20 protein-coding genes are annotated in these 19567 nt (G+C 62.7%); 6 read left to right on the top strand and 14 right to left on the bottom strand.

Annotated features, from left to right (window positions below; all coding sequences use genetic code 11):
• Window positions 1-4 precede the first annotated feature (4 nt).
• The 12 genes from pknB to H8711_RS11400 form a co-directional block, all read right to left on the bottom strand.
• Entirely contained in the window at window positions 5-2047 is a 2043-nt protein-coding gene (gene pknB, locus H8711_RS11455; RefSeq protein ID WP_249283580.1) for a Stk1 family PASTA domain-containing Ser/Thr kinase, read from the bottom strand.
• A gap of 44 nt (window positions 2048-2091) precedes the next feature.
• Window positions 2092-2823: a Stp1/IreP family PP2C-type Ser/Thr phosphatase gene (locus H8711_RS11450; protein ID WP_249283579.1), complete on the bottom strand. Its 732-nt coding sequence runs from the start codon at window positions 2821-2823 to the stop codon at window positions 2092-2094.
• The gene (gene rlmN, locus H8711_RS11445; protein WP_343274455.1) at window positions 2817-3866 is read right to left on the bottom strand and encodes a dual-specificity RNA methyltransferase RlmN; all 1050 of its coding nucleotides are present in this window, start codon (window positions 3864-3866) and stop codon (window positions 2817-2819) included. Before rlmN ends, H8711_RS11450 begins: the two co-directional genes overlap by 7 nt.
• The gene (gene rsmB, locus H8711_RS11440; protein ID WP_249283578.1) at window positions 3863-5218 is read right to left on the bottom strand and encodes a 16S rRNA (cytosine(967)-C(5))-methyltransferase RsmB; all 1356 of its coding nucleotides are present in this window, start codon (window positions 5216-5218) and stop codon (window positions 3863-3865) included. Before rsmB ends, rlmN begins: the two co-directional genes overlap by 4 nt.
• A gap of 38 nt (window positions 5219-5256) precedes the next feature.
• Window positions 5257-5955 carry a zinc metallopeptidase gene (locus tag H8711_RS11435; protein ID WP_283245944.1) on the bottom strand — a complete coding sequence of 233 codons (699 nt, stop codon included), beginning with the start codon at window positions 5953-5955 and terminating at the stop codon, window positions 5257-5259.
• A gap of 67 nt (window positions 5956-6022) precedes the next feature.
• Complete coding sequence (fmt, locus tag H8711_RS11430; protein WP_249283577.1) at window positions 6023-6946, bottom strand: methionyl-tRNA formyltransferase; 924 nt, start codon at window positions 6944-6946, stop codon at window positions 6023-6025.
• Window positions 6943-7410 (bottom strand): peptide deformylase, encoded by a 468-nt coding sequence (gene def / locus H8711_RS11425; protein WP_249283576.1) that lies wholly within the window; start codon window positions 7408-7410, stop codon window positions 6943-6945. Before def ends, fmt begins: the two co-directional genes overlap by 4 nt.
• 27 nt (window positions 7411-7437) lie before the next feature.
• Window positions 7438-9900, bottom strand: coding sequence for a replication restart helicase PriA (priA, locus tag H8711_RS11420; protein ID WP_249283575.1), 2463 nt, complete (start codon window positions 9898-9900; stop codon window positions 7438-7440).
• A 33-nt stretch (window positions 9901-9933) separates the two neighbouring features.
• Window positions 9934-10158 carry a DNA-directed RNA polymerase subunit omega gene (rpoZ, locus tag H8711_RS11415; protein WP_343252502.1) on the bottom strand — a complete coding sequence of 75 codons (225 nt, stop codon included), beginning with the start codon at window positions 10156-10158 and terminating at the stop codon, window positions 9934-9936.
• A complete protein-coding gene (gmk, locus tag H8711_RS11410; protein ID WP_249283574.1) occupies window positions 10155-10763 on the bottom strand; it encodes a guanylate kinase in 609 nt (202 codons plus the stop codon). The genes rpoZ and gmk overlap by 4 nt, the downstream gene beginning before the upstream one ends.
• Window positions 10756-11022 carry an extracellular matrix/biofilm regulator RemA gene (gene remA, locus H8711_RS11405; RefSeq protein ID WP_283245943.1) on the bottom strand — a complete coding sequence of 89 codons (267 nt, stop codon included), beginning with the start codon at window positions 11020-11022 and terminating at the stop codon, window positions 10756-10758. The genes gmk and remA overlap by 8 nt, the downstream gene beginning before the upstream one ends.
• 31 nt (window positions 11023-11053) lie before the next feature.
• Window positions 11054-11932: a YicC/YloC family endoribonuclease gene (locus tag H8711_RS11400; RefSeq protein ID WP_249283573.1), complete on the bottom strand. Its 879-nt coding sequence runs from the start codon at window positions 11930-11932 to the stop codon at window positions 11054-11056.
• Window positions 11933-12153: 221 nt separating this feature from the next.
• On the opposite strand from H8711_RS11400, the gene H8711_RS11395 reads away from it, so the two are divergent.
• A complete protein-coding gene (locus H8711_RS11395) occupies window positions 12154-12459 on the top strand; it encodes a putative Se/S carrier protein (RefSeq protein ID WP_249283572.1) in 306 nt (101 codons plus the stop codon).
• Between the two features lie 144 nt (window positions 12460-12603).
• On the opposite strand, the gene H8711_RS11390 is transcribed toward H8711_RS11395, so the two are convergent.
• Window positions 12604-12846: a helix-turn-helix domain-containing protein gene (locus H8711_RS11390; RefSeq protein ID WP_249283571.1), complete on the bottom strand. Its 243-nt coding sequence runs from the start codon at window positions 12844-12846 to the stop codon at window positions 12604-12606.
• A gap of 145 nt (window positions 12847-12991) precedes the next feature.
• Here H8711_RS11390 and H8711_RS11385 point away from each other — a divergent pair, with 145 nt between their 5' ends.
• Both H8711_RS11385 and H8711_RS11380 read left to right on the top strand, forming a co-directional pair.
• Window positions 12992-13219, top strand: a complete 228-nt coding sequence (locus H8711_RS11385) for a hypothetical protein (protein ID WP_249283570.1) — start codon at window positions 12992-12994, stop codon at window positions 13217-13219.
• 400 nt (window positions 13220-13619) lie between these two features.
• A complete protein-coding gene (locus H8711_RS11380; RefSeq protein WP_249283569.1) occupies window positions 13620-14795 on the top strand; it encodes a hypothetical protein in 1176 nt (391 codons plus the stop codon).
• Between the two features lie 338 nt (window positions 14796-15133).
• On the opposite strand, the gene H8711_RS11375 is transcribed toward H8711_RS11380, so the two are convergent.
• On the bottom strand, window positions 15134-15799 hold the full coding sequence (locus H8711_RS11375; RefSeq protein WP_249283568.1) for a hypothetical protein: 666 nt from the start codon (window positions 15797-15799) through the stop codon (window positions 15134-15136).
• A 150-nt stretch (window positions 15800-15949) separates the two neighbouring features.
• Here H8711_RS11375 and H8711_RS11370 point away from each other — a divergent pair, with 150 nt between their 5' ends.
• From H8711_RS11370 to H8711_RS11360, 3 genes are all read left to right on the top strand, one after another.
• Window positions 15950-16942: a diacylglycerol/lipid kinase family protein gene (locus H8711_RS11370; protein ID WP_249283567.1), complete on the top strand. Its 993-nt coding sequence runs from the start codon at window positions 15950-15952 to the stop codon at window positions 16940-16942.
• A 64-nt stretch (window positions 16943-17006) separates the two neighbouring features.
• Window positions 17007-17681, top strand: coding sequence for a response regulator transcription factor (locus H8711_RS11365; RefSeq protein WP_249283566.1), 675 nt, complete (start codon window positions 17007-17009; stop codon window positions 17679-17681).
• Window positions 17671-19305, top strand: a complete 1635-nt coding sequence (locus H8711_RS11360) for a sensor histidine kinase (RefSeq protein ID WP_249283598.1) — start codon at window positions 17671-17673, stop codon at window positions 19303-19305. The genes H8711_RS11365 and H8711_RS11360 overlap by 11 nt, the downstream gene beginning before the upstream one ends.
• Window positions 19306-19567: the final 262 nt, after the last annotated feature.

The raw sequence follows: 19567 nt of genomic DNA, 5'->3' as shown, positions 1-19567 counted from the left end.
GCCGTCACTCGTCATCATCTACAAAATCGCTGGTGTAGTCGCGCAGAATGGTGTGGGTGCCGTGGACAAAGTCGAGCTCGAGCTTTTGGAACAGCTCGCCGTCGATATAAATCTTGGCCTCCTCGCTGACATATTCGCTCGAGAAGGTCACCACCCACTCGCCCTCGTCTTTGGGGTTGAGGGTCGCCTTTTTCACCAGCTCGTCGTCCATCTCCGCGCGCAGCTCCACCTTGCGGTCCAGCTTGGGCAGCTTGATGCGCACGTTCAGCCGCACCACGCTGCTGTCGCCGCCGTAGATGCTGAAGTTCACCATCGTCCCCTCGGTCACCATGCGGCCGGTGTCGTTCTCGCCGTAGGCGTCCGGGCTCTGGGCGATCACCGTATCGATCTCCGGCTCCTCCTCGAACTCATCTGGGTCGAGCTGGTTGTAGGTCACGGTGGTGATGGTACCCACCCGCAGGCCGGCCATGGTGAGCGCCGCGCGGGCCTCGTCCTTGTCCAGCCCGATCAGGTCGGGTACCGGCACCAGGCGCTTCTCCGCGCCCATGCTGACATAGACGGTCACGGGGGTATCTGTGGTGATTTCGCTGCCCTTGGGCGGGTCGGTCTTGATGACCAGGCCCTTGGCGATGTTCGGATGGTTGATGTTGGAGGTGGTCGCCTTGAGCCCCAGGCTTTTGAGCTTGGAGAGCGCCTCGTCCTCGGCCATGCCGGCGTAGTCCTCCATCACCACCGTCTGCGAGCCGCTGCTCACCTTGAGGGTGATGGTGCTGCCCTTGCGCACCCGGCGCCCGGATTTGGGCACCTGGTCGATGATGACGCCGCGCTCGTAGTCGTTGCTTGGCACATCCTCGCGCTCCAGCTTGAATTCCTTGCCGTATTTCTGGTTGACGGTGGAGTATTTTTCCTCCACAAAGTTGGGCAGGCGCACCTGCTCCACCGATTCAAACGGGTTGTGGGTGTAGAACATCCAAAAGATGAATAGGCCGGACACCAGCAGGAACGCGCCCGCGACCCCCGCCAGGATGGGCAGGACCGGCGTCTTGTGCACGACCTCCTCCGGTTCGCCGTCCACTGCGGGCCGTGAAGAGCGGGCCCCGCGCCCGGCGGGGACGGCCGCCCTGTGCCGCGCGGCGGGCACCTTCTGTTGGCGCGCCATCGCCTGGGAAATCTCGGCCGGCTCGGGCTCGTAGAGGTATTTATATTCAAAGCTGATGCTGGGGTTGCGCTTGAATTCGTTGATGTCGCGCAGCATCTCCGCCGCGGACTGGTAGCGCCGGTGCGCGTCCTTCTGCATGGCGCGCAGGGTGATCTCCTCCAGCCCCTCGGGGATTTCGGGGTTCAGTTCGCGCGGGCGGCGGGGGATCGACTGAATCTGCTTGATCGCGACCGAAACCGGGCTGTCCGCCTCAAACGGCAGCTTGCCGGTGAGCATTTCAAACAGCATCACACCCACCGAATAGAGGTCGGCCTTCTGGTCGGTGGTATCGCCGCGCGCCTGCTCGGGGCTGATGTAGTGCACCGACCCGATCGCCCGGTCGGTGAGGGTTTTGGTTTCGGCGCGGGCAAACCGCGCAATGCCGAAGTCGGTGATCTTAATGGTACCGTCGTACAGCAGCATGATGTTCTGCGGCTTGATGTCGCGGTGTACCACCCCGCGCTCGTGCGCGTGCTGCAACCCGCGCAGAATCTGCACGGTGAAGTAGACGGCCTCGCGCCACTTGAGCACCCCCTGCTGCTCGATGTACTCCTTCAGGGAGATGCCGTCGATATATTCCATGACGATGTACTGGTATTGGCGGTTGATCATCACGTCGTAGACCTTGACGATGTTGGGATGGCTGAGAATCGCGATCGCCTTGGACTCATTTTTGAAGCGGCGCAAAAATTCCTCGTTGTTGCGGTATTCCTCCCGCAGAATTTTCACCGCCACAATCCGGTCCTCGGCCGCGTCGCGCGCCCGGTAGACGTTGGCCATGCCGCCCACGCCGATCAGTTCGATGATTTCATACCGTCCATCCAGCCGCCTGCCGATGTATCGATCCATTCATGCATTCCTCCTGAATCCTGAATAAAGCCGCAAAAAGCGCGTCACGGCAGTAACACCACCGCGGTGATGTTGTCCAAGCCGCCGGCCTGGTTGGCCAGGTCGCACAGCCGTTGCGGCGCCTGTTCGGGCAGGACGCCGCGCAGCGCTTCCAGCAGCTGCTGTTCGCTCAGATGATTGGTCAGCCCGTCGGTGCACAGCAGCAGCATCTGGCCGGGCGAGAGCTCCAGTTCGGTGTATTCCGCGTCGAGCGAGCTTTCCACGCCCAGCGCGCGGGTGATGTAGTGCTTTTTGGGGTGTGTGGCGGCCTGTGCCTCGGTGAGCTCGCCGTTTTCAATGAGCATCTGCACCACCGAATGGTCGCGGGTCACGCGCGAGATCGCGTCCTCCGCCACTAAGTAGGCGCGGCTGTCGCCCGCGTGCACAATGTGCGCCGTGCTGCCGCGCAGGATACATGCCACCACAGTGGTGCCCATGCCCGCGAGCGCTTCGTCGTGCAGGGCCATATCGTGCACCAGGGCGTTGGCCACCGACACCGCCGAGAGCAGGGTGTTGCGCACGCCGTTTTCGTCGCACCCCTCGCGGTAGTGCGCGCTGATGTGCTGCGAGATAATGTTGACCGCGTTGCGGCTGGCGACGTTGCCGCCGCGCTCGCCGCCCATCCCGTCGCACACCACAGCCAGGAGCGCGCTGTCCGAGAGGCTGTGCAGGGCGTAGTTGTCCTGGTTGGCTGCCCGCACCATCCCCTTATCGGTCTTTCCATAGGCCTTCAGCATCCGTTTTGCGCCCCCCTTTCCTCCCGGCGCAACTGGCCGCAGGCCGCGTTGATGTCCGCGCCCAGCTCCCGCCGCACCGTTGCGTTGATTTTGTTTTGCGTGAGAATCGATTGAAACCGCTCGATCCGCGCGCGGGAGCCCTTGCGAAACTCCCGCTCCTTCACCTCGTTGATCGGGATGAGGTTGACGTGGGCGACCTGCCCGCGCAGCAGCGCGGCGAGCTCGCGCGCGCATTCCTCGGTGTCGTTCACCCCGCCGATCAGGGAATATTCATAGGATACCCGCCGCCCGGTGTGCGCGAAGTAGTCGCGGCAGGCCTTCATCAGCTCCTCCACGGGGTAACGCCGGTTGACCGGCATCAGTTTGTCGCGCAGGGCGTTGTTGGGCGCGTGCAGCGAGATCGAGAGGGTCACTTGGGTTTTGCGCTCCATCAGGTCGTAGATGCGGGGCACCAGCCCGCAGGTGGAGAGCGAGACGTGCCGCAAGCTCAGGTTCATCCCCCGCGGTGAGGACAGAATCTCGAGGAAGTCCATCACATTGTCGAAGTTATCGAGCGGCTCGCCGATGCCCATGAGCACGATCGAGCCGACCCTTTCGCCGCTCTCGCGCTGGGCGGCGTACACCTCTTCGAGCATCTCGCCCGGGGTGAGGTTGCGCGAGAGGCCCAGCAGGGTGGAGGCGCAGAACCGGCAGCCCATCTTGCAGCCCACCTGGGTGGAGATGCACAGGCTGTTGCCGTGCTTATACTTCATCAGCACGCATTCCACCGTCTCGCCGTCGGGCAGCCCGAACAGAAACTTCTGCGTGCCGTCCAGCCTGGAGACCAGCCGGCGGCGCACCGTCAGCACACTGAGGGTACATCGCTCGCCCAGGGTGCGGCGCAGCGCGGCGGGCAGGTTGGTCATCTCGTCGAACGCCCCCACCTGCTTCTGGTGCATCCACTCGAACAGCTGGCCCGCGCGGAAGCGCGGCTGGCCCCACTCGGCCATCAGCGCCTCGAGCTTTGGCAGGGTGAGGGATTTGAGATCGATCGCATCGCTCACAGGGCCGCGCCCCCTTTCTCTGTGCGGCGCAGCAGCGCAAAGAAGAATCCGTCCGAGCCGAGCGCCTCGGGGAACAGCGTGACCTTGTAGCCCTCGCCGCCCGTCAGCCGCCGGATGCGCTCGGGCAGCGGTTCGGGTTCAAACTCCGGGTGCTCGCGCAAAAAGCGCTCGACCACCCGGTCGTTCTCATTCCGGTTGAGGGTGCAGGTGGAATAGATCAGCCGTCCACCCGCCTTGAGATATTTTGCGGATATTTCCAATATTTTATACTGAATTTCGGGCAAAGCGGCCAATTCCTCGGGATTTTTGTAGCGGATCTCCGGTTTGCGCCGGATGATCCCCAGCCCGGAGCAGGGCACGTCGCACAGCACGCGGTCGAACAGGCCGCGCGCCGGGTCGTACACCGAGGCGTCGGACGCCTCGGTGGAGACGCAGGTGAGCCCCAGCCGCTTTGCGCCGTCGCGGATCAGCTTGGTTTTAAATTCGTGCAGGTCCAGGGCGAGCACCTCGCCCTCGTTCTGCATCTCCTGCGCCAGGGTGAAGGTCTTTCCGCCCGGCGCGGCGCACACGTCCAGGCAGCGCATCCCGGGTCGGGCCTCCAGCGCCTGCACGCAGAGCTGGGAGGACAGGTCCTGCACGGTGAAGTGGCCGCGCTTGTAGAGCACGGGGTAGTCCACCGCGCCGGTGCCGGATACCTCCAGGCAGTTGCCGATCTCCTCGCGCACCGTGACCGCAAAGCCCTTTTTGCGCAGCGCGGCGGCGAGGTCGGCAGGGTTATTTTTAAGCGGGTTTACCCGCAGGTAGAGCGGGGGGCGGCCCACCGACACGGCGAGCATCCCCTCGGCTCGTTCGATGCCGTAGTCGGCAGCCCACTGCCGCACCAGCCAGAGCGGGGCCGAATAAAAGAGGCCCAGGTACTCCTCAGGGTGTTCCGCGCGGTCGGGCAGCACCCCATCCAGGCTGCCGCCGTCCCGCAGAAAGGCGCGCAGCACCCCGTTAAGAAAGCCCGAGGCGTGTCCGCATTTCATGCGGCGGGAGAGCTCGACGCTCTCGTTGACCGCCGCCGACGCGGGCACCCCCTCGAGGTAGAGAATCTGGTACACCGCGATCCGCAGCAGCTCGCGCACCTGCGGCATCAGTTTTTTGAGCGGCTGGCGGCAGTAGCGCGCGAGCACCGCGTCCAGGGTGATACGCCGCTCCAATACGCCGTAAAACAGCGTGGTGCAAAACGCCTTGTCACGCGCGTCGAGGCCACTTTCCTCCAGTGCGTGGTCCAGCACCAGATTCGAGTAGCCTCCATCTTGGTTCACTTTGATGAGCGCCTGCACGGCGATTTGTCTTGCAGATTTCATTCTGTCATTCCTTACTCTTTGATGGGTGTGGCGTCCGGTCAGTCGTCCCGACGGCGCCCGCCAAACAGCAGCAGCAGGCGCAGCAGCTGCATCACCGCGACCAGCAGCGCGGCCACGTAGGTGAGGGCGGCGGCGCTGAGCACCTTTTTGCTGCCCTGTAACTCGTCGCCAGAGAGCATCCCGGTGCTGTCCAGGGTGGCCAGCGCGCGGTTGCTCGCGTTGTATTCCACCGGCAGGGTCACGAGCTGGAACAGCGCCATGGTGGAAAACAGCAGGATGCCCAGGTTGATGAGCGGCTCGACCTGCACCACCAGCCCGATGAGCAGCAGCGGGATGGACAGCTTGGAGCCGATGTTGGTGACCGGGATGATGGCGGAGCGCAGCTTGATGGGGAAGTAACCCACCGCGTGCTGCACCGCATGGCCGCACTCGTGGGCGGCCACCCCAATGGCGGCCACTGACGGGCTGTCGTACACCGAATCGGACAGGCGCACCACGTTGCTGCGCGGGTCGTAGTGGTCGGTGAGGTTGCCGCGCACCCGTTCGATGCGCACGCCCTGCAGCCCGTTGCGGTCCAGGATGTCGCGCGCGGCCTGCGCGCCGGTGTAGCCGCTGCGGCTGCGCACCTGCGAGTAGCGGTTGAAGGTGGAGCTCACCTTCATCTGCGCAAAGGCCGCAAGCAGCATGGCCGGCACCACCAAAATCCAGTAATAAGAATCGTAGAAAAATCCAAACAAGCGGCAAAACCTTCTTTATTTTAAAGTATCAAATCTATCAAAGCAAAATATTGTGAATAGGGCGTGACTAATTGTCGAATTTTTCTCCGGCGGACACCCGCTTGCCGTTCATAAAGTCGGCGGCGGACATCCGCTTGGCGCCCTCCTGCTGGACCTCCAGCAGCTCCAGCGCGCCCTCGCCGCACCCCACGATCAGCCGTTTGCCGTCGAGGATTACCCCCGGCTCGCCGGAGAAGCCTTCGGCCACGCGGGCGCGGTGCACCTTGAGCAGCTTGCCGCGGAAGGCGGTGTGCGCGGTGGGCCAGGGGGAGGTGCCGCGCACCAGGTTGTGCAGCTCCCGTGCGGGGCGGGCAAAGTCCAGCCGCGCCAGCTCGCGGGTGAGCATCGGCGCGTAGGTGGCCTGGGCCTCGTCCTGCGGGGTGCGGGGCGCTTCCCCGGCCTTGAGCAGCGCGAGAGTGTCCGCCAGGCAGTCCGCCCCGATGAGGCACAGGCGGTCGAACAGCTCGCCGGCCGTCTCCTCCTCGCCGATGGGGGTTTCCGCCTTCAAGATCATATCGCCGGTGTCCATCCCCACGTCCATATACATGGTGGTGACGCCGGTGACCGCCTCGCCGTTGATGACGCTCCACTGGATGGGGCCCGCGCCGCGGTAGCGGGGCAGCAGGCTCCCGTGTACGTTGATGCAGCCCAGCGGCGGCAGGTCGAGGATCTCTTTGGGCAAAATTTTGCCGTAGGCCACCACCACGATGAGGTCGGGCCGCAGCTCCTGTAACACCGCCAGGGCCTCGCCGTCCCGCATTTTGGCGGGCTGATAGACCGGCAGGCCGCAGCGCAGCGCGAGCTCCTTCACCGGCGGCGGCGCGGTTTGGTAGCCGCGCCCCTTGGGCTTATCCGGCTGGGTGAACACCCCCACGACCTCCTCCCCGAGGTCGATCAGCCGCTTGAGGCAGGGCACTGCGAAATCTGGGGTACCCATAAATACAATTCTCATCCGTTCAGCTCTTCCTCCGTGCACATGCGGATCACCAGATCCTTGAAGACCACGCCCTTGAGGTGGTCGATCTCGTGGCAGAGCGCCCGCGCCAGCAGGCCCTCGCCCTCCACCACGATCTCCTTGCCGTGGCGGTCCTGCGCTTTGACGGCCGCCTTTTCGGGGCGCGCCACGATCCCCCACTGCCCGGGGAACGAGAGGCAGCCCTCGGTGTCCTCCACCGAGCCCGCCTGGGCGATCACCTCGGGGTTCACAAGCTCGATCAGGCCGTCCCCCACATCGATGACCACCACCTGGCGCAGCACCGACACCTGAGGCGCGGCGAGCCCAACGCCGTTGGCCTCATACATCGTGTCCGCCATGTCGTCCAGCAGGGTCCAGAGTTTTTCGTCAAAATTGGTGACCGTTTTGGCCTGCTTGCGCAGGCATTCGTCACCTTCCGTTACAATCGTTCGCAGAGCCATGTCGTACTCCTCCTTGGGTGCGGCCCCTCACAGGGAGCCGTCAAAATAGAGATCGGCGTAGGCGCTCACCTTCCGCCCCTCGGGGCGTCGCCCGAACCAGATGAGCACCTGCGCGAGCATCGCGCGGAAGTCCCGCGTGTTTTTACATTTTATGATGAGCTTATAGCGATATTTTCCGCCCACCTTGGGCACCACCCCGGGCGTCGGACCCAGCACCCGCAGGGGCAGAGCGGGGTAGTCCTGCCGCGCCGTGCGGGTGAGCTCCCGCAGAAACGCCTGCGCGCCCGCGCGTACCGCGCCCTCCTCCAGGCCGGTGAAGCCCACCGCGCACAGGGTACAGAAGGGCGGATAGAGCATCAGGCGGCGGGTGGCGATTTCGCGTTGGTAAAAGCCCTCGTAATCCTGCCGCGCCGCCAGGCGGAAAATCTCATTTTCCGGGAAATGGGTCTGGATGTACGCCCGGCCGTGCAGCGAGCCCCGCCCGCTGCGCCCGACCACCTGCGTGAGCAGGCTGAAGGTGCGCTCCTCGCTCTTGAAGTTGTCGCCGAACAAAGTGCTGTCGGCGGCGAGCACCCCCACCAGCGTGACGTTGGGGAAGTTGAGCCCCTTGGCCACCATCTGGGTGCCCACCATAATATCGTAATCGCCTTGGGCGAAGCGCTCAAAGCGCTGCTCATAGGCGTGCTTGGCCATGGTTGTGTCCGCGTCCATGCGCAGGACGCGCGCCGAGGGGAACAGCGTGTGCAGCTCCTCCTCCAGCCGTTGGGTGCCCTCGCCCGCGTACTTGACGTAGTCGCTGCCGCACACCTCGCACCGCTGCGCCAGCGCGCGGGAATAGCCGCAGTAGTGGCACATCAGCCGCCCGTTGGCCTGGTGGTAGACCAAGCCGATGCTGCAATGCGGGCAGGTGACCGCGGTGTTGCAGTTTTGGCACTTCACCAGGGTGTTGTACCCCCGCCGGTTGAGCAGCAGGATGGTCTGACGGCCGTCCGCGAGGTTTTCCGCGATGGCCGTGCCCAGCGCGTGGCTGACGCCGCTGAGGTTGCCCTCGCGCAGCTCGCCGTCCATGTCCACCACCTCCACCTCGGGCAGCAGGGCGTGGCCGAACCGCTCGGTGAGGGTGAACAGGCGGTAGCGCCCGGTCATGGCGTGGTAGTAGCTCTCGACGCTCGGCGTGGCCGAACAGAGCACCAGCTGCGCGCTGTGGCGCAGGATGCGGTGCTTGGCGACCTCGCGCGCGTGGTAGCGGGGGCTGGATTCGCTCTTGTAGGCGCTCTCCTGTTCCTCGTCGATCAGGATGAGGCCGATGTTCTCAAACGGAGCGAACACCGCCGAGCGGGTGCCCACCGCGATCGAGACCTCCCCGGCGCGGATGCGCTTCCACTGCTCCAGCCGTTCCCCCATCGAGAGGGCGCTGTGCAGAATCGCCACCCTGGGGCCGAACCGCGCGGTGAACGCGCCGATCGTCTGCGGGGTGAGGGAAATCTCCGGCACCAGCACGATCACCTGGCGGCCGTCGGCCACCACGTCCTCGATCAGGCGCAGGTAGACGCTGGTTTTGCCGCTGCCGGTGACGCCGTAGAGCAGCGACACCGCCGCTTCGCCCTGGCGATAGAGGGCCGACAGGCCCTCGTAGGCGCGCTGTTGGCCGCCGGTGAGGGCGAGCGGGGGCGGTGGGGCGTCCCCGTCGGCCAGCGGCGCGCGCGGCGGTGGGGCCTTGAAAAATTCGACGAGCCCCTTTTGCCCGAGCGCTGCGGCCACCGCGCGGGTGGTGCCGGTGAAGTAACCGATCTCCCGCACCGAGGCGGTCCCCGCGCTTTGCAGCAGTTCGACCACCGCGCGCTGCTTGACGGTGAGCTTCAATTCCCCGATGCGGTCCTCCGCGTCCGGGGTGAGGCGCGCCATCGTCACCGTGTCGTCGCCGATTTTGCGCCTCGCGCTCTCCTCGCCCAGCAGCCAGCCGCCCGCGAGCAGCGCCTCCAGCGCGGGCGCGTCCGGCAGCAGGCCGAACGCCTCGCACAGGCGTCCGCGGGACACCCGACCCCGCCCGCGCACAAAGGAAAACAGCGCGCGCATGTCGTCGGCCAGCGCGTCCGGGTCGCCGGGCGGCTCGGGGGCTGTACGCAGGGTCAGGTCGAGGCGGTAACCCAGGCCGGGCGGCAGCAGGGTGCGCACCGCGTCGAACCAGGTGCAGAAGGTGTTCTCGCGCAGCCAGCCCGCCAGCTCCAGCAGCTCCGGGCCGAGCGCCGCGCCGTCGTCCAGCAGCAGGGCGAAGGGCTTGAGGCGCGAAAGATCCGCGCCCTCGCCCGCCTCCTCCAGCGCCAGCACCACCCCCTGACGGCGGCGGTTGCCCGCGCCGAACGGCACGGTGACCCGGCAGCCGGGCCGCACTTTGTCGCGGTAGGCCTCGGGCACCAGGTAGTCGTAGAGCTTGTCGAAGTGATAGGCGGCCTTTTCCACCGCGATTTTGGCCAGAAGCTGCCCCGCCATATCAGGCCGCCCTCCAGTTCCGGAAAATCCCGGTCATTCTTCCACGTCTTTGCCGATGTCCTCGGCCTCCACCAGCTTCACCTTGCCCTCGGCGAATTCCTCCACCGCGAGCTTCACCGGCTTATCCACCAGAATTTTTCTTTCCTCCTCCGATTCATCGGTGATCTGGCGCGCGCGCTTGGCCACGCCCACCACCAGCGAATAGGGGCTCTCCCCGTTTTTCAGGATTTCATTCACAGCGGGTCTTAACATATTCATAGACATTGCACCTCGTTGATAAAATCGTTTAAATAGCGCGTGCTGCACTTGGCGGCGCGCAGAATCGCGGCGAGCTTTTCCACCGCGTCCTCGATGTTGTCGTTGACTACCGCGTAGTCGTAGCGGTGGGCCTGCTCCAGCTCGCCGCGGGCCGCGGCCAGGCGCCGGTTGATGGTAACTTCATCCTCGGTGCGCCGGTCCACCAGGCGGCGGGTGAGCTCGGCCATGCTGGGCGGCAGGATGAACACCATCAGCGCGTCGGGGCGGGCGGCCTTCACCTGCATCGCCCCCTGCACGTCGATCTCCAAAATGACATCGTTGCCCGCATCCAGCTCGCGCTGCACCATGTCGCGCGGCGTGCCGTAGTAGTTGCCGCTGTATTCGGCGTGTTCCAGCATGCCGCCCGACCCGGCCAGCTCCAAAAACCGCTCGCGCGAAAGAAAGTAGTAGTGTACGCCGTCCTCCTCGCCGGGGCGGGGGGAACGGGTGGTGGCGGAGATAGAGAGCCGCACATTCTCGTTCTGCGCCATAAAGCTGCGCAGCACGGTGCCCTTGCCCACCCCGGACGGGCCGGAGATCACCACCAGGAGCCCCTGCTTAGTCATCGTCTTCCATCTCCTCGTCGTCATCGTCGTCGTTCAGGCGGTTGGCCACCGTCTCGGGCTGCACCGCCGAGAGCACCACATGGTCGCTGTCTGTGATGATGACGGCGCGGGTGCGCCGCCCGTAGGTCGCATCGATCAGGGTGCCGCGGTCCCGCGCGTCCTGGATGATGCGTTTGATGGGGGCGCTTTCGGGGCTGACGATGGCCACCAGCCGATTGGCGCTGACCATGTTGCCAAAGCCGATATTGATTAATTTCATCGGGATGCTCCTCCTTAACATGATAGCGGGTTTATTCGATGTTTTGGATCTGTTCGCGGATCTTTTCGATTTCGCTCTTGACATCCACCACGATGCGGGCGACCTCGAGGTCCTGCGCCTTGCTGCCGATGGTGTTGGTCTCGCGGTTGAACTCCTGCACAAGGAAATCCAGCTTGCGGCCGACCGGTTCCTTGAGCTTTAAAATTTCGCGGAACTGGGCGATGTGGCTGCGCAGGCGCACGGTCTCCTCGGCTACCGCGGTTTTATCCGCAAAGATCGCCGCCTCGGTGAGGATGCGGGAATCGTCGATGTTGCGGTCGGCCAACAGCTCCTGCAACTTGCGGTAGAGGCGTTCGCGGTATTCCTCCACTACCTGGGGGGAGCGCTCTTCGATCACCCCCACGGCCTGCTCGATGCGGCACAGCCGGTCGAGGCAGTCGTCGCGCAGGCGCTCGCCCTCGGCGGCGCGCATCGCAATAAAGCGGTCGGCGGCCTCGTCCAGCACGGTTTTAACGCCGTCCCAGATGACCTCTTCATCCTCCAGGCCCTTGCGCACGGTGAAGATGTCGGAGAAGCGGGCCACCGCCGACAGCGACAGGTCGTCAATCAGCCCGAACTCGCCGCTGAGCGCGCGCAGCGCGTCCACATAGCCGCGCGCAAGCTCCCGGTTGATCTCCACCTGGGCGTTGGCGCCGTCCAGCGTCACGATGGTGACGCCCACGTCCACCTTGCCACGTGAAATTTTGGTTTGCAGGTAGCGCTTGAGCTTTTCCTCCAAATAGCCGTATGCGCGCGGCACCCGGCAGGAGAATTCAAAAAACCGGTGGTTGACGCTTTTGATCTCGACGAGGATATCCCGGCCGTCGATGGTCTCTTGGGCGCGTCCAAAGCCCGTCATGCTTCTGATCAATACGATCCCTCCAAGGCCGCCGCTGTGGGCGGCGCTTTCTCCGTCAATCGGCCGTAAAAAGGGCCGACGAATCCATCTTTTTATTGTACTAGTTTTGCCCCTTGAATGCAAGAAAAACGGGCAAAATCACCCGGATTCTGTAATGGCTTTGTAACCATTTGCCCGTTTCGCCGGTGATATACTAATAAATAAGTTGAAAAACTGATGGGAGGCGGCTGGATATGACGGCGGATCATGCAGCGGGCGGGGGCGCCCCCGCTTTGAGCGAAGCATTTTATCTGCTCTCGTTCGCTTCCACGCACGACGGCGTCGCCGTCAAGATGCGGCTGCGCGGAAAGGTTCCGTTTACGATTCTGCCCACCCCGCGCGGCATCCATGCGAGCTGCGGCATCTCCATCCGTTTGGCCGAAGGGGATTACCCGCGCGCGCTGGAGCTGCTCGCGCCGCTGGTGCTGGACAGCGCGCGCCTGCTGGTGCACCGCATGACCGGCGAGATCGGCCATTACCATTACGAACCGCTGGAATAAAGAAGGAGCGCGGCTGCTGTGCGGCCGCGCTCCTCTTCTATTATAGTTTGAAATCAAGCAGGTCGTTGGGGGTCACATTTCTAAATTGAGCGACCCGCGCCCCGATCAGGTTACGGCCGCCGAGCGCGCCGCGCCGTGTGTTCATCAGGAATCCGCCTCGTCGGCCGACCGCTCCGGCGGGATAAACTCTAAGAGGTCGCCGATCTGGCAGTTGAGCACCGTGCAGATGCGGGCCAACACGTCGGTATCCAGGCGTGTGATCTCATTTTTACAGAAGTTGTTGATCTGTGTACGCTGCATTTCAGCACGTTGAGAAAACTTATTTTTGCTCAGACCGGATTCTTTTAATAACTGATCCAATTTAATGCGAATTGTGCCGTACCGCATAAGTCGCCCCCTTAAAAGTTATTTAGAAAAGTGTTTGACATCTATAGTTTACCTTTGGTACACTCGATTAAACAGATATAGTTATTCTTGTCTGTTTAATCATGCTATAGTATTAGCACAATATTTATATTAAGGGGGTCCCGCCATGAACTGTGAAAATCTGTTCTGCATCTACTGGGAGGACGGCCGCTGCACCCTGCGCGACATCTCGCTGGATATCTCGGGCAGCTGCACCGACTGCATCTGCGTCAGCCTGCCCGAGGAGCTGCTCGCACAAAAAAGGGCGGAGCTGCTCGCCCGCCTGGACGCGGATCTTGCTATGCAAGAGCATGGCGAAACTGGCCGCGTGCCGCCCCTGACGGCGCGGCCATAGGCTCAAAGCGCGTGGGCCGGGGACGGCCCACATGCACAAAAACCTCATGCGCACAACGTTGACCCAATTGCGTGGCGCGCACAGTTGCATGAAGTTTTGCGGGAAAAAAGCGCGGTTGGAAGGCGCTGGATGCGAAATTTCCAATTGTAACAAATTGTAACTATTAAATTGGGAAATTTTATAAAATTTCATGTTTAAAACGTCAAAAAGCGCGATAAAAACCGATATTATCATCTCAAAAGTAACAAAGTTATTACAAAACGGTTGACTTTCTCCAGCAATCAGGTATAATACAAACATCGGGCAACGCGGGCCGCCGGTTAGGCCCCCTCCCGGTGAAGCGAACGTTTGGAGAAGCGTTTCGCCTACCTTTTAAAATTTTAGCTGGAGGAAACAAACAATGAAAAAAGTATTTGCTTATGTACTTGCCGCTGTTTTGGCCCTCGGGTCCAGCACCATGGCATTTGCATCCACCGATGTGAAAGAAATCACCATCGGCGACGACAACGGTTCTATCTACGTGCTGAACGATGACGACCACATGGTCAAAGCCAACGTCAGCAACATCAAATGGAGCAACGACAGCGCTACCGTGAGCGCGAGCGGCGACTTCAACGCGGACACCACCTACTACATCCCCGTGTACGCTGGCACCAACACCCCCATCACCAAGCTGTCCGACCTGGACAACTACAAGATCAGAACCTCGATCTCCGACGGTTCCAACTACATCTCTTCCAAACCCCAGTTCGTCATCAAAAGCGTGAAGACCGGCGGCGACATCTCCGGCAAAAACGCGTTCATCCAGGTTACCACTGCGGATAAGTTCCAGATGGAAGCGGTCGACTTCGACCTGACCACCACTGTGTACCCCAAAGAGGGCAGCAAAGTCAACATGGGCTCCCTGGTCACCGGCCTGGCTACGGGCGATGAGGCTGAGATGAACATCTCCGGCACCATCGGTTACGAGACCACCGATGCGAAGTCCTACACCGTGATGGAGGGCCCTGTCACCAACTTCGACGGCGTGGACGACGACGACACCATCGAGCTGGACTTCAACGGCGATGCGCTGTTTGAGGTGAACGCGAAAGGCCAGAAGGACCTGTTCCTGCGCCTCGACACCAGCGATTCCGCGCTCGAGGACAAATACCCCGAGGCTTCCCTGGAAGTGCGTTACTTCGCGGGCAACAACAAGACCTTCCGCAAAACCGGCACCCTGACCTTCGAGAACATCGATCCCATCGAGAACGAGAACGGTAAACTGGTCGCTCCCTACATCTATGAGGTTGTGAACGGCAAGCTGGTTGTCTTCAACGATGCCAAGTACGACATGGACGAGAGCAAATTCACCATCAAAACCAACAAGCTCGGCAACTACGTGATCTCCGACCGTGAGCTCGACGCTTCCGAGGCTGTTGACGGCGAGGGCGAAGGCGAGAACGAGGGCGGTTCCTCCAACGGCGGCTCCAACTCCGAGAAGAACCCCGACACCGGCGCGAACGACTTTGTCGGCCTGGCTGTCGCCCTGGCGGTTGTCTCCATCGCGGGCATCGCTGTTGCGAAACGTAAATAATTAGCACCCCATTTTCCGACAGCTTGACGATAACGACACACCATCCATCATAACCGGACCTGTTGGGCGGACGATGCTTCTCCACATCGTCCGCCCTTCTTTTTAAAACGATGCAGAAAGGGCGCACACGCTTGCCGCGTGTGCGCCCTTTGGCTTTGCCCGGGAAAAGGTTGGCTTAGAGTCTGTTTTAAAACCTTCATCGGCTGTCCACTTCTACTGAAAAAGGCAGCTACAGCGTCAAAACCACTTGCCAGGCGCCAGCCTGCCTGCGTGCTTTTTCCTTGTGCATGCTCTTTTTCAGCGGAATTTCCAGCACAATGCCGGTTTTTAAACAGGCTCTAGGTTTTGGGCCGGGCCGCCAGCATCTCGGTGCTGTTGGCATAAAGATGGATATAGGTGGCGTTGTCGCCGCTCGCGGTGAGCATCTGCCCGTCGTCCGCCTGCGACAGGTCGAGCTGCTGCTCCACCGCCTGGTGGGCGTCTGGGTCGAGCTGCGCGAGCATACTGGAGGCGAACACGCTGCACGCGACGATGCCCGCGTCGTCCATCTCGGTGGACACGGCGTTGCACATAATCTGGGTCAGACGGCCCTCGTCCTGGGTCTCGTAAAACAGCACCTCGACCCCCTTCGCCAGGGTGTAGGTGCGCACATCCACCGTGCCGAACCCCTTCACTTCGCGTTCGCCGGTCTCCAGGGGGCTGCCGGCCAGGGTGGGCAGGCCGTTTTGGCTCATCGTCTGGTCAATTTGGGCGATGAAGTCGTCGGCGCTGAAGGAAAACGCGCCCTCCAGCGGGGGCAGTTCGATCTCCTCCTGCGCGGGCTCGCTTGAGGAGGGGGCGGGTTCGGCTTCGGAGCTGGGTTCCGGCGGCGGGGCGGGCTCGGATGCGGCGGAGGACGGCTCGTCCGCAGCGCTGCTGGACACCTTGACGGGGCGGTTGGCGCTACAGGCCGTCAGGCCGAACGCCAGTGCGGCGGCCAAAAGGGCGCAGATCAACTGTTTCATAGGGTGCTCCTCTCATCGTGAATGGACAAACTGATTTTCCACTATTATAACGGATGAATGTGGAAAACGCAACGCCGCCCCGCGGGCCTTTCCGGCGGGGCCCGAATATGATAAAATAAACCCATCAGATGCGACGGGAGGTACCGCTTGATGAACAAGAGACTGCTGTTTTTAATCAACCCCAACGCGGGCAAGGGGGAGATCCGGGCCAAGGCGCTCGATGTGATCGACCTGTTTGTGCGGGAGGGCTACGAGGTGACGGTGCACACCACCCAGCGCCGGTGGGAGATCCCCGACCTGCTGCGCGAGCGCGCGGGCGGCTTCGACCGCATCGTGTGCAGCGGCGGGGACGGCACCCTCAACGAGACGATCAACGGCCTGCTTGCGTGTGAAAACCGCCCGCCGTTGGGCTACATCCCCGCGGGCACGGTCAACGACTTCGCGTCCAGCCTGGGCATCCCCAAGACGATTCCCGAGGCGGCCGCCATCGCGGTGGACGGCGCGCCCTATGCCTGCGACATCGGCCTGTTCGGCGGCCGCGCCTTTTCCTACATCGCTGCCTTCGGCGCGTTCACCGACGTCTCCTACCAGACGCCGCAGCAGGTGAAAAACTGGCTGGGCCGCGCCGCCTACATCCTGGAGGGGATCAAGCGTCTGCCCGGCATCCAACCCTGGCCGATGCGCCTCGTGTGCGACGGGCGGGAGCTCGCGGGCGAGTTCCTCTTCGGCATGATTACCAACTCCACCTCGGTGGGCGGCTTTGCGGTGGGGGAGCGCATCGGCGTGTCGATGAACGACGGCCTGCTCGAGGTGGTGCTGGTGCGCCAGCTACAGAGCCACGCGGAGCGCCAGCGGGTGATCAACGCCCTGCTGGAGGGGGAGCTCGACCCAGATTTTGTGACCGTCACCAAGGCGCGCCGGGTGGAGGTGTTTTCCGACCAGCCCCGCCCCTGGACGTTGGACGGGGAGTTCGGCGGCGAGGTGGAGCATGTGGTGATCGAAGTGTTGCCCAGCGCCATCCAGGTGCTGACCGACCCCGCCCTCGCAGCGGAGGGGGGCCGGGCTTCCGCCGGGCCGGACTTGATTCGCGCGCCCAAATTTTCCGGCAAATCAACACAGGGATATCACATATCCGCGCTATGATGAAAAAAACGGACGATTTGGACCGCGCCGTCCGGCGCGCGATTTCTACGGAGGTGCAACCGGTATGGACAATAAAATTCTCATCGCGGAGGACGAAGCCAACATCCGCCGCGTGGTGGCGGGCACCCTCACCAAGGCCGGGTTCTCGGTGGTGGAGGCCTGCGACGGGCAGGACGCCCTGGAAAAGTTCGACGAACACCCCGACATCATCCTGGTGGTGTTGGATGTGATGATGCCCAAGCTCAACGGATACGAGGTGTGCGAACGGTTGCGCGCGCGGTCGCAGGTGCCCATCCTGATGCTTACCGCGCTGGACGGGGAGGCCGACGAGGTGACGGGGCTCACCCGCGGCGCGGACGATTATGTCTCCAAGCCGTTTTCCAGCAGCGTGCTGGTGGCGCGCATCCAGACCCTGCTGCGCCGCACCGCGGTGGGCAGCAAGGAAAACCTGGAGCTGGGCGGCATTGTGCTGCGCTACCGCGAGCGCCTGGTCACGGTGAACGGCGAGCGGGTGCTGATGACCCCAAAGGAGTTCGACCTGCTCTATTACCTGATGCAGAACAAGAACCTGGTGCTCACCCGCGACCAGATCCTCTCCACCGTCTGGAACGCAGATTACTTCGGCGACGACCGCACGGTGGACACCCACATCAAATGCCTGCGCGCCAAGCTGGGCGAGTGCGGGCGGTACATCGTCACCCTGCGAAAGGTGGGATACAAGTTTGAATGTGAGGTATGACGGCCAGCGCCGCATCCGTTTCGGCATCCAGCCCAAGCTGTTTTTGATCGTGCTGGCGGTGCTGCTCTCCAACATCCTCATCCTGCTGCTGATGGGCTCGACCGTGTTTGAGCAGCTCTACACCCGCAACAAGATTCAGGAGCTCAAGGCGGGCGCAGCGAACATTGTCGGGGCGTTCTCCGGCGGGGCGGCTGGGGACGAGTTCGTCGCAGCGCTGGACGCAGTGGAGACCCGCAACACGGTGGTGCACATCTTCCACCGGGATGAGTCGGGGGAGATCCAGATCGACTACAACTCCCGCCGCGGCTTTGGCCTCGAGGAGCCCCCCGTGCCGCCGGAGAGCGGCGCGCCGGTTCCCGAACCAGCGCCGGAGGAAAAGCCCGCGGGGCAGAAGGGGGAGTGGGGAAAGTTTTATTTCCCCCAGCGGGATGAGCAGAAAATCATCAAAAAATATCTGGAGCAGTTTTACGCCTCCGGCATCCAGCAGGAGCTGGAGAACCAGCGGTATGTCATTCTGGACACGGATGATAACCACAAGCCGCGCGCGACTATCTCGCTGTATACCGCCTTGCCCGACGGCAACTACCTCTCGCTGGAAACCCCGCGCCAATACATCGCGGAAACCGCTGAACTGGCGGTTTCCGCCTGCGCCACCGTGTCGGTGTTTACCCTGATGATCGGCGGTATCCTGCTCTATTTCATCAGCCGCCGCATCGTGCAGCCGGTCACTGAGATGCAGCGCGCGGCCGGGCGGATCGCCGACCTCGACTTCTCGGCGCGCTGCACCACCCGATCCAAGGATGAGCTGGGGATGCTGGCGGGGGCGATCAATGAGATGTCCGACAGCCTGCAGGAGAGTATCCGCGAGCTGGAAAACGCCAACCAGATGCTGCGCGACGACCTGCACCGCTCCGAGCAGCAGGACCAGATGCGCAAGCGGTTTATCGCCAACGTCTCGCACGACTTTAAGACGCCGCTCACCCTCATCACCAGCTATGCCGACAGCCTGCGCGACCTGGACGACAGCCAGCGCGAGCTGCGGGAGGAATACTGCGGCATCATCCGCTCGGAAGGGGATAAGATGACCCACCTCGTGCAGTCGCTGCTCAACCTGTCCCGGTTGGAGAGCGGCATGGTGCAGCTCGTCAAGATGCCCTTTTCGATCAACGAGCTGATTCAGGAGGTGACCCGCCGCCACACCATCCTCGCCGAGAAAAAGCGGTTGACTGTCGAGCGGGTGCTGCCTGACGAGCTGATCGTGGAAGCCGATTATCAGCGGATTGAGCAGGTGGTGGTCAACCTGTTTGAAAATGCGGTGAAGTATACCCCTGAGGGCGGCGTGATCCGGGTTTCGACCGAGTGCGCCGGTGGGCAATGCACCGTCAAGCTGTACAACACCGGCTCCCCCATCCCGCAGGACGACATGGACCGGCTGTTCATCAGCTTTTACCGCACCGACCGCTCGCGCGACCTGCAAACCCACAGCTACGGCCTGGGGCTGGCGATCGTGCGCAGCATCATGGAGCTGCATGGGCAGCCCTACGGCGTGCGCAACCTGCCCGGCGGCGTGGAGTTCTGGTTCAGCCTGGCCGTGGCAGATTTGGGCGACGACACCGAGGAATAGTGTTTACAATTGTTATATGTGGCGGGGCCCGAAGGCGGGGCCCGCCTTTTTGCGCTTTTTTATATGTTCTTCTTTTATCATGTAAAAATGTCAGCAATTCATTTGGCGGCGGGGTTGCTTGTGGCCCTGTGGCTACAGGCACCGCACTGTAGCGCAACCGACCCAGCTTGGGCCTGCCGCTGGCCAGCGGGGCTTACTTGCTGCCTTGTGGCTACGGGCACAGCGTCTTGCGCACTGCCGTGCGTCTACCTCGGCATTGCCC

Origin of the sequence: Ligaoa zhengdingensis (genome assembly GCF_014384885.1) — a bacterium.
GTDB lineage: Bacteria > Bacillota > Clostridia > Oscillospirales > Ruminococcaceae > Ligaoa > Ligaoa zhengdingensis.
The sequence above is the reverse complement of the archived record's forward strand: the minus strand, read 5'-3'. Positions and strand labels throughout refer to the sequence as shown.

What these genes read in the sequence shown, in the direction of transcription:
- pknB (WP_249283580.1), bottom strand. Translation starts at nt 2,047, where the DNA reads ATGGATCGATACATCGGCAGGCGGCTGGATGGACGGTATGAAATCATC.
- H8711_RS11450 (WP_249283579.1), bottom strand. Translation starts at nt 2,823, where the DNA reads ATGCTGAAGGCCTATGGAAAGACCGATAAGGGGATGGTGCGGGCAGCC.
- rsmB (WP_249283578.1), bottom strand. Translation starts at nt 5,218, where the DNA reads ATGAAATCTGCAAGACAAATCGCCGTGCAGGCGCTCATCAAAGTGAAC.
- fmt (WP_249283577.1), bottom strand. Translation starts at nt 6,946, where the DNA reads ATGAGAATTGTATTTATGGGTACCCCAGATTTCGCAGTGCCCTGCCTC.
- def (WP_249283576.1), bottom strand. Translation starts at nt 7,410, where the DNA reads ATGGCTCTGCGAACGATTGTAACGGAAGGTGACGAATGCCTGCGCAAG.
- priA (WP_249283575.1), bottom strand. Translation starts at nt 9,900, where the DNA reads ATGGCGGGGCAGCTTCTGGCCAAAATCGCGGTGGAAAAGGCCGCCTAT.
- rpoZ (WP_343252502.1), bottom strand. Translation starts at nt 10,158, where the DNA reads ATGAATATGTTAAGACCCGCTGTGAATGAAATCCTGAAAAACGGGGAG.
- gmk (WP_249283574.1), bottom strand. Translation starts at nt 10,763, where the DNA reads ATGACTAAGCAGGGGCTCCTGGTGGTGATCTCCGGCCCGTCCGGGGTG.
- remA (WP_283245943.1), bottom strand. Translation starts at nt 11,022, where the DNA reads ATGAAATTAATCAATATCGGCTTTGGCAACATGGTCAGCGCCAATCGG.
- H8711_RS11395 (WP_249283572.1), top strand. Translation starts at nt 12,154, where the DNA reads ATGACGGCGGATCATGCAGCGGGCGGGGGCGCCCCCGCTTTGAGCGAA.
- H8711_RS11390 (WP_249283571.1), bottom strand. Translation starts at nt 12,846, where the DNA reads ATGCGGTACGGCACAATTCGCATTAAATTGGATCAGTTATTAAAAGAA.
- H8711_RS11385 (WP_249283570.1), top strand. Translation starts at nt 12,992, where the DNA reads ATGAACTGTGAAAATCTGTTCTGCATCTACTGGGAGGACGGCCGCTGC.
- H8711_RS11380 (WP_249283569.1), top strand. Translation starts at nt 13,620, where the DNA reads ATGAAAAAAGTATTTGCTTATGTACTTGCCGCTGTTTTGGCCCTCGGG.
- H8711_RS11375 (WP_249283568.1), bottom strand. Translation starts at nt 15,799, where the DNA reads ATGAAACAGTTGATCTGCGCCCTTTTGGCCGCCGCACTGGCGTTCGGC.
- H8711_RS11370 (WP_249283567.1), top strand. Translation starts at nt 15,950, where the DNA reads ATGAACAAGAGACTGCTGTTTTTAATCAACCCCAACGCGGGCAAGGGG.
- H8711_RS11365 (WP_249283566.1), top strand. Translation starts at nt 17,007, where the DNA reads ATGGACAATAAAATTCTCATCGCGGAGGACGAAGCCAACATCCGCCGC.